The sequence below is a fragment of the Chitinolyticbacter albus genome (assembly GCF_024437655.1).
Taxonomy (GTDB): Bacteria; Pseudomonadota; Gammaproteobacteria; order Burkholderiales; family Chitinibacteraceae; genus Chitinolyticbacter; species Chitinolyticbacter albus.
The window spans coordinates 24445-37553 of the sequence record NZ_JANBVF010000009.1; the positions used below are offsets into that span (position 1 = coordinate 24445).

At 63.5% G+C, this 13109-nt stretch carries 12 protein-coding genes and 1 other RNA gene; 8 read left to right on the plus strand and 5 right to left on the minus strand.

The genetic code is table 11. The features are described 5' to 3' along the window. Positions 1 to 34 precede the first annotated feature (34 nt). The 6 genes from NLI84_RS07170 to NLI84_RS19145 all read left to right on the plus strand — a co-directional run bounded on the left by NLI84_RS07170 (position 35) and on the right by NLI84_RS19145 (position 5461). Positions 35 to 2389, plus strand: a complete 2355-nt coding sequence (locus tag NLI84_RS07170; protein ID WP_255989241.1) for a heavy metal translocating P-type ATPase — start codon at positions 35 to 37, stop codon at positions 2387 to 2389. Beyond that, positions 2382 to 2681, plus strand: a complete 300-nt coding sequence (locus NLI84_RS07175) for a hypothetical protein (protein ID WP_255989243.1) — start codon at positions 2382 to 2384, stop codon at positions 2679 to 2681. The genes NLI84_RS07170 and NLI84_RS07175 overlap by 8 nt, the downstream gene beginning before the upstream one ends. A 31-nt stretch (positions 2682 to 2712) precedes the next feature. Then, a complete protein-coding gene (locus NLI84_RS07180; protein ID WP_255989244.1) occupies positions 2713 to 2925 on the plus strand; it encodes a heavy-metal-associated domain-containing protein in 213 nt (70 codons plus the stop codon). Then, positions 2906 to 3208 carry a metal-sensitive transcriptional regulator gene (locus tag NLI84_RS07185; protein ID WP_255989246.1) on the plus strand — a complete coding sequence of 101 codons (303 nt, stop codon included), beginning with the start codon at positions 2906 to 2908 and terminating at the stop codon, positions 3206 to 3208. The genes NLI84_RS07180 and NLI84_RS07185 overlap by 20 nt, the downstream gene beginning before the upstream one ends. Before the next feature lie 88 nt (positions 3209 to 3296). Next, complete coding sequence (locus NLI84_RS07190; RefSeq protein WP_255989247.1) at positions 3297 to 4460, plus strand: YjgN family protein; 1164 nt, start codon at positions 3297 to 3299, stop codon at positions 4458 to 4460. Beyond that, positions 4457 to 5461, plus strand: a complete 1005-nt coding sequence (locus NLI84_RS19145) for a M48 family metallopeptidase (RefSeq protein WP_255989249.1) — start codon at positions 4457 to 4459, stop codon at positions 5459 to 5461. Before NLI84_RS07190 ends, NLI84_RS19145 begins: the two co-directional genes overlap by 4 nt. A 358-nt stretch (positions 5462 to 5819) precedes the next feature. On the opposite strand, the gene NLI84_RS07200 is transcribed toward NLI84_RS19145, so the two are convergent. Beyond that, complete coding sequence (locus NLI84_RS07200) at positions 5820 to 6959, minus strand: serine hydrolase domain-containing protein (protein ID WP_255989251.1); 1140 nt, start codon at positions 6957 to 6959, stop codon at positions 5820 to 5822. A gap of 92 nt (positions 6960 to 7051) precedes the next feature. After that, a complete protein-coding gene (locus NLI84_RS07205) occupies positions 7052 to 8287 on the minus strand; it encodes an aspartyl protease family protein (protein ID WP_255989252.1) in 1236 nt (411 codons plus the stop codon). A gap of 1198 nt (positions 8288 to 9485) precedes the next feature. On the opposite strand from NLI84_RS07205, the gene NLI84_RS07210 reads away from it, so the two are divergent. After that, positions 9486 to 9962: a hypothetical protein gene (locus NLI84_RS07210; RefSeq protein WP_255989253.1), complete on the plus strand. Its 477-nt coding sequence runs from the start codon at positions 9486 to 9488 to the stop codon at positions 9960 to 9962. Positions 9963 to 9981: 19 nt separating this feature from the next. Next, on the plus strand, positions 9982 to 10383 hold the full coding sequence (locus tag NLI84_RS07215) for a hypothetical protein (protein WP_255989255.1): 402 nt from the start codon (positions 9982 to 9984) through the stop codon (positions 10381 to 10383). Positions 10384 to 11335: 952 nt separating this feature from the next. Here the strand turns inward: NLI84_RS07215 and ssrA are convergent. From ssrA to NLI84_RS07230, 3 genes are all read right to left on the minus strand, one after another. Continuing rightward, positions 11336 to 11699, minus strand: a transfer-messenger RNA (tmRNA) gene (gene ssrA, locus NLI84_RS07220). A gap of 78 nt (positions 11700 to 11777) precedes the next feature. Continuing rightward, positions 11778 to 12179 (minus strand): alternative ribosome rescue aminoacyl-tRNA hydrolase ArfB, encoded by a 402-nt coding sequence (gene arfB, locus NLI84_RS07225; protein ID WP_255989257.1) that lies wholly within the window; start codon positions 12177 to 12179, stop codon positions 11778 to 11780. A 26-nt stretch (positions 12180 to 12205) separates the two neighbouring features. Further along, the gene (locus NLI84_RS07230) at positions 12206 to 13027 is read right to left on the minus strand and encodes a thymidylate synthase (RefSeq protein WP_255989258.1); all 822 of its coding nucleotides are present in this window, start codon (positions 13025 to 13027) and stop codon (positions 12206 to 12208) included. Between the last annotated feature and the right edge of the window lie 82 nt (positions 13028 to 13109).

Sequence of the window (13109 nt, forward strand, 5' to 3'; positions counted from 1 at the left end):
TAATATACCCCTATAAGGTATATGGAGTCCTGTCATGCGCCAGACCCTCACGCTGCCTATCGCCGGCATGACCTGCGCCGCGTGCGCCACCCGCATCGAAAAGGTGCTAAACCGCCAACCCGGCGTGACTGCCACGGTGAACTTCGCCACTGAATCGGCACAGGTCGAGCTGAGCGACGCCGCCACCGTCGACACCGCCGTTGCCACCATCCGCAAGGCCGGCTACGACGTGCCGGAATCGACGCTGACCCTGGCGCTGGAAGGCATGAGCTGCGCCGCCTGCGCCACCCGCATCGAAAAAGTGTTGAACCGCCTTCCCGGCATCACCGCCAGCGTGAACTTCGCCAGCGAAACGGCGCAGCTGCGCGCCAGCGGGACGATCGATGAAGCCGCGGCCATCGCCGCTGTGGTCAAGGCCGGCTACAGCGCCCGCGCAATCACCCCGGATACCCCCACCGGGCATCATGAAGCGGCATTGCGCCGTACCCGGCTCGCCTTCGCGGCGGCCGCCATCCTCACGGCGCCGCTGCTGATCGAGATGGTGACGATGTTCGCGGGCTGGCATGAGCTGGTGCCGCGCTCGCTGCAATGGCTGCTCGCCACGCTGGTGCAGTTCACGGTCGGACTGCGCTTCTATCGCGGCGCCTGGCACGCGCTGCGCGGCGGCGCCGCCAATATGGACGTGCTGATCGCGCTCGGCACCACCATGGCCTGGGGCTACAGCAGCGTGGTCACCGCGCTGGATCTGCATCACCAGCACGTGTATTTCGAAGCCAGCGCCGCGGTGATCACGCTGGTCCTGCTCGGCAAGTGGCTGGAGGCGCGCGCCAAGGGCAAGACCGCCGGGGCGATCGCTGAACTGCTGGCACTGCAGCCCAAGACCGCCCGCGTGCTGCGCGACGGCCATCCGGTGGAGGTGCCGATCAGTGCGCTCAAGGTGGGTGATACCGTGATCGTGCGCCACGGCGAGCTGTTGCCAGTGGACGGTACGGTGCTGGATGGCCGTGCCGCGGTGAACGAAGCCATGCTGTCCGGCGAATCGCTGCCGCTTGCCAAGATCGCCGGCGACAAGGTCTATGCCGGCACCCACGCGGTGGAAGGCATGCTCACGCTGCGCGCCGATGGCGTTGGTAGCGCCACGCAGCTCGCCGAGATCGTCCGCCTGGTGAGCGAGGCGCAGGGCTCGAAGGCGCCGATCCAGCAGCTGGCCGATCGCATCTCCGCCGTGTTCGTGCCGGTGGTGGTCGCCATCGCCGTGCTCACCTTTGTGGCCACCTGGTGGTGGAGCGACGATTTCGCCACCGCGCTGATCCATGCCGTCGCCGTGCTGGTGATCGCCTGCCCCTGCGCGCTGGGTCTGGCCACCCCCACGGCGGTGATGGTCGGTGTCGGCCTGGGGGCAAAGCGCGGCATCCTGTTCCGCAACGCCACGGCGCTGGAAACGGCCAGCGAGATCGGCGTGCTGATCGTCGACAAGACCGGCACCTTGACCGAAGGCCAGCCCGGTATTGCCGCCATAGCGCCGTCGCCAGGCTGGAACGACGCGCAAGTGCTACAACTGGCCGCCAGTGCCGAGGCCGGCTCGGAGCATCCGCTGGCGCGCGCGCTGCTGACCCGCGCGCAGCAACACGGCGTCGCGCTACTGCCAGCGACCGATTTCGCGGTCGAGGCCGGGTCGGGCGTGGCCGCCAGCATCGAGGGTCAGGCGGTGCGGGTCGGCGTGCCCGGCTGGGCGACGACGCTGGCCGACGCGCAGCAGGCACAGGTGGCCGCGCTATCCACACACGGCCATACGGTGATCGCGCTGGCGATCGACGGAGTGCTAGCCGGGCTGATCGCCATCGCCGATACCGTCCGTCCCAGCAGTAAGGCCGCGGTGGCCGCGCTGCAGGCGCAAGGCGTGCGCGTGGTGATGCTTACCGGTGACAATGCGCAGACGGCCGCCGCCGTGGCGCGGGAAGTCGGCATTTCTGAATACCGGGCGGGGGTAAAGCCGGGCGACAAGGCCGCGGCCATCGCCGAATTCAAGCAGGATGGACGTCGCATCGCCATGGCGGGCGATGGCGTGAACGACGCGCCGGCGCTGGCCGCCGCCGACGTGGGTTTTGCCATGCGCTCGGGCTCGGATGTGGCGATCGAGGCGGCGGACATCACGCTGATGCACAACGATCTGGCGCACGTCGCCGAGGCCATCTCGTTGTCGCGCGCCACGCTCGCCAAGATCCGGCAGAACCTGTTTTTCGCCTTCTTCTATAACGTGCTGGGCATCCCGCTGGCCGCGCTCGGCCTGTTGAGCCCAGTGATTGCCGGCGCAGCGATGGCGGCGAGTTCCTTGTCGGTGGTCGGCAATGCGCTGCTGCTGCGTCGTTGGAGGGCGCGCCGTGACTGACTGGCTCAAATCGCTGGCGCGGATTCCGCGATTCGCCATGGTGTTCGTCTGGCCCAGCGCGCAGGTATGGCGCCAGCGCGGGCTCGATCCCTATCGCTGCGGCAGTGACGACGAAGCCAACGCGCTGCTCGGCCGCAGCGACCGGGCAAGCTTGGTCAGCCTCTCGCTGCCGGGCGGCCTGCAAGCCCGGCTCGGTGCCTGGCCGCGCACCAGCGGGATAGCATCCGCGCTCGGCATGCACTGGGGCCAGCCCTATGCCGAATCCCGGCAGCGCGTGCCGCGCTGGCGGTAACCCGTTTCACTACAACCCAAGGAGCACCATCATGAGCGAACTGACCCTCACCATTTCCGGCATGAGCTGCGGCGGCTGCGTCGCCAGCGTGACCCGCGCGCTGCAGGCGCAGGACGGCGTGGCTGCTGTGACCGTGACCTTGGCCCCGCCGCAGGCCCACATCCGCTACGACGCCGCCGTGATCGGCGCGCAGCAACTGGAAAACGCCATCGAGGATGCCGGCTATGACATCGTCCGCGGATGATTGCTGCGACCACCAGCGCGTGGTGCGGGAGAACAAGGCGGCGCTGGTCTCCCGGCTGAACCGCATCGAAGGCCAGGTGCGCGGCATCAACAAGATGGTGGCGGAAGACCGTTACTGCATTGATATCCTGACACAGGTGGCGGCCGCCAAGTCGGCGCTCGACAGCCTGGCGATGCAGCTCCTGGAAGCGCACGCACGCGGCTGCGTGAGCGGCGCCATCAGGGAAGGCGATGGCGAAGCGGCCATTGCCGAGCTGATGCAGGTGATCCGCAAGCTCGGCTAACAACAGTCGCGACCTGCCCACTTTGCTTACAGTGTGGAAAAGCCATTACACTGGCGCGACAACGATAAGTCGTATCAGGGAGCACACAATGGACGATCACATCAGCGCGCCGCACAACGGCGCCGAAGCGGCCTTGCCGCCTACCGCCGCAGCACCGGCAATCCCGCCAGCGCCGACCGAGCCACCACTGCTGCGCTGGCCGCTGGCCTTCCACGGCCAGGGCAGCGAGTATTTCCGCATCTGGATCGTGAACCTGGCGCTCAGCATCGTCACACTGGGCATCTACTCGGCTTGGGCCAAGGTACGCCGGCTGAAGTATTTTTACGGCAACACCGAGCTTGCCGGAGCGCGTTTCGACTACACCGCCGATCCGCTGAAGATACTCAAGGGCCGGGCGATCGCCTTCGTGTTCTTTGCCGCCTATGTCGCGCTGTCAAATATACATCCGCTTACCGGCATCATTGCCGTGCTGCTGCTGTGGCTGGCGCTGCCCTGGATGATTGTGCGCTCACTGGCCTTCAACTTGCGCCATACGCGTTACCGCAACGTGTCGTTCGGCTTTGCCGGCACGGCAGGCGGTGGTTACAAGCACTTCTTGCTACTGCCGCTGTTGCTGATCCCGTCGCTCGGCATGGCCCTCCCCTACGTGCAGCACCAGCAGCGCCAGTTTCTGATCAACAACCTGCGCTTTGGCAACCAGCAGTTCGACATGAAGCCGGTGATCGGGCCGTATTTCCTGATTTATCTCGCCGCCATGGGGATTGCCAGCGGCGTCGTGATGCTGCTGATCCTGATGGTCGTCGTGATCGGCCTCGTTGCCGCCGCCGCCGGGATCGCATTCGATTGGGGCAACTCGTCTGACGCCCTGGGCGTGCTGGCCGTGCTCGGCATTGGCGGCATTTTCCTCGCCTACGCAGGAATGGGCATGTTCTACTCCATCGTGATGCAGACCATGCATGTGGCGCTGCTCAACGTGACCTGGAGCAACACGCGGGTGGCCGATTGCCAGATCGAGAGCAAGATCGGGCTGCCCGGCTACGTGAAGCTGCTGTGCACCCGCATTCCGCTGTTGGTGATTACGCTGGGCCTTGCCACGCCCTGGGTCGTGATCACGTTGATGCGCTATCGATTGCAGCACACGGCCATTCATGCACCCAATGATCTGGGCAAGTTCGAAGCAGCCATCGCCAGCTATGGCAATGTCACCGGCAGCGAGGCCGGCGAGCTGTTCGACCTCGACCTCGCACTGTGAGCACGCCGCAAGCGAACGCCACCTTCTACGATGGCGCCACCTCCGGGGCATGGCCAGTCACGTTGACGCGTGAGGGCCAGCAGCTGCAGGTGAACGGCCTCGCCGAGGCACGCAGCTATGCCTTGGCCGAGGTGAAGCTGGAGCCGCGGCTCGGGTCGCAGCCACGCCGGATGGCGCTGCCGGGCGGCGCGATCTGCGAAAGCCACGACCACGACGGCATCGCCGCAGTGTTCGGCCAAGGCGACGGCTTGCTGCACCACCTGGAAAGTCGATGGCGCTGGGTGGGCTACGCGGCGCTGCTGCTTGCCGGCTTCGGCGTGGCATTCTACCTGTGGGGCCTGCCCCTCTTGGCCAGCAGCGCCACGCTGATGACTCCGCCCGTCGTCGAGCGCGTGATCGGCGACAAGGCGTTCGAGCATCTGGCCACGCTGGATCTCGATCTGAAACCGACTGCGCTGCCGGCCAAGCGCCAGGCAGCCCTACGCCAGCGCTTCGCCCAGCTGGTCCCTTCCGATAGTCGCTACCAGTACCGGCTGCACTTTCGCGCGGCACCAACGATCGGCGCCAACGCCTTCGCCCTGCCCGGCGGCGTGGTCGTGCTGACCGATGAGCTCGCCGCCATCGTCAGCGACGACGAGGTGATTGCCGTGCTGGCGCACGAAATCGGCCACGTGGAGCTGCGTCACGGCCTGCGCATGATCTACCAGAGTACCGGCATGGGCGTGGCCGTTTCCGCCGTGCTGGGTGACGCCCCCAGCGCCGCAGCGCAGGTTGCAAGCTTCGGCGCGCTGGTGCTGCAACTGGGCTATTCGCGCGAGCTGGAGAGCGAGGCCGATCGCTACGCCCAGGAGCGCCTGACCGCACTGGGCCAAGACCGCCGTAAGCTCGGCAGCGCGCTTGCCAAGCTGATGAAGGCGCACAAGGAGAGCGAGTTGAAAGTGCCGGCCCTGCTGTCGTCGCATCCGGATACGGCAGAGCGGATCAAGACCTTGTCCCGATAAGGCATAAGCCGCCTCCGGAAGGCGGGTAGCCTGGAGCGGGCAACCGCCAAGACTCGCCCCGTTGATTTTCAACGGGGCGAGTCTTGGCGTCGGCGGGAGCAGCACCCCGAGCCGAACCCCAGGAAGTCAGCGCCGCTGGTTGGGCGATGCGGCAAGAGGTCAACGCTCGATGCCCTCGCCGTCAGACTGCTGGATGTTGAGCAGCAGCACGGCGTAGACGTCCACATCGAGGTGCTGCCATGCGGCGTGCATCGCTCGACCCAGGTCGTCGGCTTGGCGGCCTGGTTTAAGGCGGCTTGCAGCGGGGCGCCGAGCTGGAGGCCGTCCTCGACAGGCTGCAGTGGCATGGCGCGTGGGTTCAGTCCAGGAGTCGCGTCAGGGCGTCGGCCAGGCGCTCTTCCGCATGCGCGGCGTAGCCGTTCGCCAGAACCACCGCGGCACGGTCGCGCTCCGGCGCGATGGCCATCATGGCATAGAAGCTGTATTCGTCGCTGCCTGCGCTGAAGGCGATCGGGCGCGACTTGAAGTCGGCCGTCTGCATCCAGCCGGGTGATTGCAGGTCGCCGACCACCTCGTGCATCTGCCGGGCCGTTGCTGGGCTGATGAGCAGGCCCTCGGTGCCGCGCAAGGCCCGCAGGTGCAGTTGCAGGAAGGCGGCAACCTCCGTCAGCCGCATGCTCAGGCCGCCTGCCGGATTCACGACCGGCGGGAACGCGATCAACGGTGTGTCGGGATCGATAGCCACCCACTGGCCCGAGCCGTCCAGCAGGTGCGGCCAGGGCTGAGCGCGATCGGAGCGCGCAGCGGGCGACACGAACTGGGGCGAGATGCCCAGCGGCCGGAACAGCCGCGCCTGCATCAGTTCCTCGTAGTCCTGCTGGCCGACCTCTTCGAGGACTGCGCCCATCGCCATGTAGCCGCCGTTCGAGTAGACGAAGGTCCCGGGCGGCGTGGCGGGCGGCTGGGCTACCGCCCAACGCAGGAACTGCATGCGCTGCTCGCGCGGGGTCCCACTCATCGGCGGGAGCGCAAGAAACTCGTCCAGCGACACGAGGGCATAGAGGCCGCTGCGATGCGTTAGCAGGTCGCGCACGGTGACTTGGGCGTACTCCGGCAGGCCGATTGCAGCCAGCTCGGGAATCGCCTCGTACAGGCGCATGTCCCAACGCAGCCGTCCGGCCTGGACCTCGACGCCTGCGAGGGTGGCGGTAAAGGCCTTCGTCATCGAGCCGATCGAGAAGCGGTCGAATGCCGACACCGCGTTCGCGCCGGTGCCCCCGACGCGGCGAAGGCCGGCGGCGCCAAATCGCATTGCGTGCGAGTCGGCCGCCAGGACGGCAACGCCAGGCATTCCATTGGAAGCGATCGTCTCGCGCGCGACCGTATTGGCGTCAGCCAGCTCGGAGGTAGAGTCCCCGCCGCCGCAAGCCACCAGCATGGCGGCGGCAACCCAGGTGGCGATGAATCGGGAATAGAGGGGCAGGCGTCGTTTGTACATGGCAGTCCTTCGGGTGTATTGCACATAGGTTTAGGGGTTTAGAGTCCTGACCGGGTGGCCTGGCCCGCTTTTGCCGCGCTGCACGCGGCCGATCAGATCAGTTCGCGCAGGCGCAGCGTGACCTCGCGCTCGGCGGCGGCGCCGTCGCGCAGGCGCAGCTGCGGCGACCCGCCCGGTGTCGCCAGAGCCCGCCGCAACATGCGGGCATCGCCGGCCAGCGGCAGGCCGTCGAGCGCAAGCAATTCGTCGTCGAGTTGCACGCCCGCGTCGGCGGCCGGGCTGCCAGGCACCACGTCGGCAACGACAAAGCGACCGTCGCGCAGCGGCGCTGCCAGCCCGGCGCACGGCGCAACGAACGGCTGCGACCGCGCGGCGCCGGGCTCGAGGTGCAGGCGCCGGCCCGCGCTGTCCAGCGTGACGGCGAAGCGGTGCCACAGCTCGCCGCCGAGGTTGCCCATCCACCCGTCGCTGCCGAACAGCCCGTCGTTCTCCAGCGACAGCTCCACGACCACGCCGCGGAAGAGCTGGTCGCCGAGGCCGAGTTCGCCCACACGCACGATGTCGCCGCGTGTCACCCCGTTTGTGCCGATACCGGTCACCATGCGCACCGCGGGCTGCAGGCGCCGGCGCAGGTCCAGGCGTTCGACCGACGGCGTGAACACCGTGACCGCATTGAAGGCCCCGGTGTCGATCGAGAACCAGCCGATTTCGCCGGCGACGCGGGCTTGCACCAGCAGCTTGCCGCTGGGGCTGCGCTGCAGCGGCAGTATCGTCGCGCCGGGCGGCGGCGCCGGCAGGCCGGCGGCGGACGCGGTCAGCCGCAGGCGGCCAGCGGCGTAGTCCAGCCGGGGCACGAAGCGCTCGAAGAATCCCATACCGAGCACGCCGTCGTACGTGAACTCCTCTGGCATCGGGATGACGTAGGCGACGCTATCGCGCACGACGGCGTCGCCGACCGCCAGCCTGTCGAGCTGCACCCAGTGCCGGGGCACGCTCGGGCCGCCGGCTCCCGAGCCGGGTACCGTGCCCTCGGACAGCTTCAGGCCGAGCCGCGCCGCGGTCCTTGCGCTGACCACATCGCGGTCGGCGCCGCTGTCGAGCAGGAAGTGTAGCGCCTGTCCGTTGACGCTGACCTCGACCGACGCATACACGCCGTCGAGAGCCATCGGCAGCTCGACCACTTCGACCGGCGCATCGCCGCTCCCCCCGCTCCCGCCACCTCCACAGCCCGCCAGGCTGGCCGCGAGCGGCGCCACGAGCGACGCCTGCAGGAACCTCCTCCGATCCATATTGCCTCCTATGGCGCAGACGAAATAACTGTATTGCATATTTTTTTGTTATCAAGCGTTCATTCTGGGCAGCGCAGGCTGTGTGGGCGCGCGCGAGGCGCTCGGCCGCCAAGCCGCACCACAGCGCGTCGTCGCTGGAGCGCCGCGCGATCTCGAGCAGCGTCAGGCGGATCAGGTTTCGCTGCACGAGGCTGCCGCCGAAGCGGTGCGTCCGCGGGCTATCAACGGCACACCTGCACCAAGGAGATAGCCCGCCTTATCCATGGCGTCTGTTCAGGGCACGAAGACGACTTCTGGAAACTGCGTCGATACTCCGTTCAGCAGCGCGTTACAGCTGGCTCCGCGCAGGTGACAATCGAAAAATGCCACGGCGTGGCACGTTGGATCGAGGCGGCGCGAATCGGGTCGACCGTGCCAATGGTGTCGGCCGCATCCTCCGGTAGCAGGCCCAAGACTGATGCGACTTGCGCAAGGATCAGGACGAAGTCGCTATAGGTGGCGAGCAGTTCATTACATCTACACCTCTTGAAAAACCAGACTGTCTTCGCTTTATTGGGTACTCTCACTGTGAATCGCCTGACTTTCTGCCACCGGGCTAACCTTTCAGTCAACTGGACAGCCTAAAGCTACGCTTTGGGTTCCCTTCGCTGCTGTGCGGCTCCGGCTGCCAGTTACTTCCAACGTTATGCCCAATACGCCCATGACCCTGGCCGACCTTGATAACGCATTGATACAGAGCGTGATTGCGGCCATGTACGGCTGTTTGAGGTCTATTGCTCGGCCACATATAACAAGACCAACTGGCCATCTGACAAATTGTCAATTCATGCATTGAAAACATCAATGTATTTTGATCAAGCCGCGAAACCGGGGACAAAGGAACATTTTGCCTCCCAATGGCGCACAACATGGCTTGCGGCATTGATTTGATAAAAACGGAAAGAGCGCAGTTATTTTGGAATGCAATTATGGCTAGACTAACTGGGCCTATATGCTCTTGACCCACACAAAAGACATACACAAAACAACTGGGCAGGCTCTTACGATCCCGCAACAACTGCAACCGTTGATAGTTGCTTGGCTCTGAAAAAAATTACTCACTATGGCCATAGAAGATGAATATTAGGTATAGCCTTCCGATCAATGTGACAGCCCAAAGTTGCGCTTTGGATTCCCTCCGCCGCAAGCGGCTCCAGCTGCCCGGTTACCTCCAACATTGGGCCATGAGGATCGCGTAGTGAAACAGATCTTGGTCATCCTGATAGTAGCGGTAACTTTTGGCTGCACGCCCACTCCTAAAGTAGAAGAGACGGTAGATAAAGAGAGAGCCAACCTCACCACGCTGGTCATGGAGTCCATGATTGAAATCCAGCGCAAGGATCGCGAACACGTTCACTTCAAGGCAGAGCAACTTTTTGTTTCAGAGCGAGCGACTTCTGGAAATCCAAGAGAATTTGATTTGGCGGTTGGCCAAGTGTTCTTTCACCCCGACCACCACTATCGAATCGTTTTTACCGTCCGTGAAATCGACGATTCAATTGTGGTGCTAGACTACGAATCAGTTTTCTCACACGAATCTTTCGGAAAGAATTTGATCACAAAGGACAGGGGCACAATTAATGTGCCCTACAAGCAACCGGTAGCGGCCCACCAAAGCGCTCCAGCGGACAGTTCACCAACTGCGCGGCCACCGGCGCTGATTTTCATTCGTTAGGCCTCGTGGAGCACGCATCGTGAACCGAACACCCGCAGTCCTCTTATTTGGCATCTGTGCCACTCTCCACGCCGCAGAACCGGCTTTCAAGTCATGGGACGGCAATTACCTTCCTATTTTTCAGCTTCCACGGGAGAAGCACGCTGAGTCCTTTGAGACGCTTCTGGCGAGTTCCATCCCCTCTCCTTCGACGGCCGAAGATTTGGCTACGCGCTACTGGTTTAGCAATCATGGTCTCCTCGCTGAGGAGGGGCTCCGCGTTTCTGGCTTGTTCCGTATCGGGCGCGACATCAAGGGATTTGCGGCGAAAGGAGAGTGGGTTTGGGAGGTTCGCGTTACGCATCTTGGTTTCAGTCTTGACGGGGTCATTTGGATCAACGCGCACTCAAAAAAGATTCATGCTTTCGGCCCGAAATCGTAAGTCGGCTAACTCTCCTTGCGTTGCAATGCCCATGCTGACCCAGCGCCCCTCTGTCCCCCACCACCCCGAGGCTCTGCCTGGGCTGCCTATCATTCGGCGGCCAGCGAACCCAGCTGCTGCGCATCGGTGCTGCTTGGTACGTTTAGGTCGCATTCCCGGACACTGGCGACCTGAATACGAAGGCGAGGCGCTCTGTTAGTGAAACAGCCGTGCAGCAATGAACACGCAAGCGCAGCGTCTGTCAAAATGCCCACCTCATCCTTCGAACGGATGTCTTGAAGCAGGCTTCCCCACTGGAAGGCGCTGCCCAAGTGAAACGCTAGAGTCTGCAATGCGATGCTCAGCCGACACTGACCAACTTGTTCATGAACTTCTGCTTCGGCCGAGAACCGGCCGTTGGATTCTTGCTGCGGTTGACCAGAGCAGATCGAGGGCGGACATCCTACGTTTGACTTATGTAGAAATCGTCGTTTGCCTTAGCGCTCTTGTCCGGTATTGACTCACGCAAGTTCGCTGAGAAGGATCAGATGTGATCGATCGGCACATGCTACGCTGAGCGACTCTTTTGAAGCATAGTTGTGGAGCTCCTCATGTTTACCTGTCTTAATCAGTCTTGCGATGCACGCTGGAAACAGGAAGAAGTAGTAATCAAGAACGAAGGACAGGGTGAGCTGTTTCGCTGCCCGCTGTGTGGTGCTAGAAACCGGGTGGTCCGCAGTGTAAAGCCCAATGGCCGCGTCACTTACAAGCAGATATATCCCAGTCAGCGAACTGAATAATGCATCGCCCCTGCTTGCGCAGGTTCTGATGGGTTGCCTCGACAGGTTGAATCCACAGTCAAATGGCCATATCACTTCAAGCGCCTTGCCTCCCAGTGTTGACGATCACCCCAAATAGTCCCAAAAAAAAGCCACCAAGCTTTCGCTAAGTGGCTGATTTTTAACAGAAATAGTGGTGGAGCCGGCGGGAGTCGAACCCGCGTCCGGAAGCCCTCTACGAAGAGTTCTACATGCTTAGTGTGGTCTACTGGATTTAACCCTTAACACGCCGGCCCACAGGCTTGTTACGGGCGAGTCACCTTGGATTTAACCCCGGGCCAAGTAACCCGATCCGAGGCGATCCCATCTGAATGACTCTGCTGTCGTTTTTAGGCGACCTACCCGGTGGGCAAAGTAGCGCAGAGTCTGGCGCGATTAAGCAGCCAGAGCGTAAGTTTCGTCGTTTGCGACTAAATGAATTCAGCGTTTAACGGGGTGACTGAGATCCCGGCATGCCCTCACCCGCTTTGCAACCCCCGTCGAAACCATGGCGGCCCCAGTGAAGAACTAACATTGTACCCGCTTTACCTCCCGCGCGCGACCGGCAAAGCCAGCAGCGCCTCAAGCTGAGCGGATTCAATCACCGCTGCCAACCTTACCGCGTAGCGCCTTGACCTGTCCGCGGCCGGATTTGGCATCCAGTCGACGCCGTTGCGAGCCGCGGGTGGGTTTGGTGGCGACGCGCGGCTTGGCCACGACCATCGCCTGCGTCAACAGCTGCTGCAGCCGGGCCAACGCATCGAGCCGGTTCTGCTCCTGGGTCCGGTAGCTTTGCGCCTTGATCACCACCACGCCGTCACGCGTGATGCGGCCGTCATTCAGTTGCAGCAGGCGTGTCTTGCAATAGTCCGGCAGGGATGATGCGCGGATGTCGAAGCGCAGATGGATGGCACTCGCCACTTTGTTCACGTTCTGGCCACCGGCGCCCTGGGCGCGGATCGCCTCCCACTGCACCTCGGCCGGGTTGATCTGGATCATCGTCTCGGTCGCACGCTAGCGACAGCTCACACGGCCACCGGGGCCTTGATCGCCGGCCAGGATTCGTAACCCACCAGTTCGAAATCGGCAAACTCGAAATCGAACACGCTGGTCCGCGCCGGGTTGAGCTGCATCCGCGGCAGCGGCTTGGATTCGCGCGCGAGCTGGGTGTGAACCTGCTCCAGGTGATTGGTGTAGATATGGCAATCGCCACCGGTCCAGACGAAGTCGCCAGGCTGCAGATCGCAAGCCTGCGCCAGCATCAACACCAAGAGCGAGTAGGACGCGATATTGAACGGTACGCCCAGGAACAGGTCGGCGCTGCGCTGGTAGAGCTGGCAGGAGAGCTTGCCGCGCTGGTCGGCCTCGCCCGGCTGGGCCGGCGCGACATAGAACTGGAAGAACGCGTGGCAAGGCGGCAGCGCCATGTTTTCGATCTCACCGACGTTCCAGGCCGAGACGATGATGCGGCGCGAATCGGGATTGTGCTTGAGCTGCTGCACCACCTGGGCGATCTGGTCGATATGGCGACCGTCCGCGGTCGGCCAGCTCCGCCACTGATAGCCGTAGATGGGCCCCAGCTCGCCGCCCTCGCGCTCCCATTCGTTCCAGATCGAAACGCCGCGCTCCTTCAGCCAGTTGTTGTTGGTTTCACCGCGCAAAAACCACAGCAACTCATAGATGATGGATTTGAGGTGGACCTTCTTGGTGGTGACCAGCGGAAAACCCTCGGCCAGATTGAAGCGCATCTGATGGCCAAATACCGATAGCGTGCCGGTGCCGGTGCGGTCTTCCTTCTTCACCCCGTGGTCAAGAACGTGCTGGAGAAGGTCGAGGTACTGCCGCATATGGCGCTCCGAAGGCAAAAAGTAAAACGGCCACCGAGCGGTGGCCGACCAATTTTACGCGAAGCAGTGGCGCTTGGGCGCT

Coding starts and splice junctions, on each gene's coding strand:
- NLI84_RS07205 (WP_255989252.1), bottom strand. CDS start 8,287: ATGCAATACAGTTATTTCGTCTGCGCCATAGGAGGCAATATGGATCGG.
- NLI84_RS07190 (WP_255989247.1), top strand. CDS start 3,297: ATGGACGATCACATCAGCGCGCCGCACAACGGCGCCGAAGCGGCCTTG.
- NLI84_RS07170 (WP_255989241.1), top strand. CDS start 35: ATGCGCCAGACCCTCACGCTGCCTATCGCCGGCATGACCTGCGCCGCG.
- arfB (WP_255989257.1), bottom strand. CDS start 12,179: ATGATCCAGATCAACCCGGCCGAGGTGCAGTGGGAGGCGATCCGCGCC.
- NLI84_RS07185 (WP_255989246.1), top strand. CDS start 2,906: ATGACATCGTCCGCGGATGATTGCTGCGACCACCAGCGCGTGGTGCGG.
- NLI84_RS07180 (WP_255989244.1), top strand. CDS start 2,713: ATGAGCGAACTGACCCTCACCATTTCCGGCATGAGCTGCGGCGGCTGC.
- NLI84_RS07200 (WP_255989251.1), bottom strand. CDS start 6,959: ATGTACAAACGACGCCTGCCCCTCTATTCCCGATTCATCGCCACCTGG.
- NLI84_RS07230 (WP_255989258.1), bottom strand. CDS start 13,027: ATGCGGCAGTACCTCGACCTTCTCCAGCACGTTCTTGACCACGGGGTG.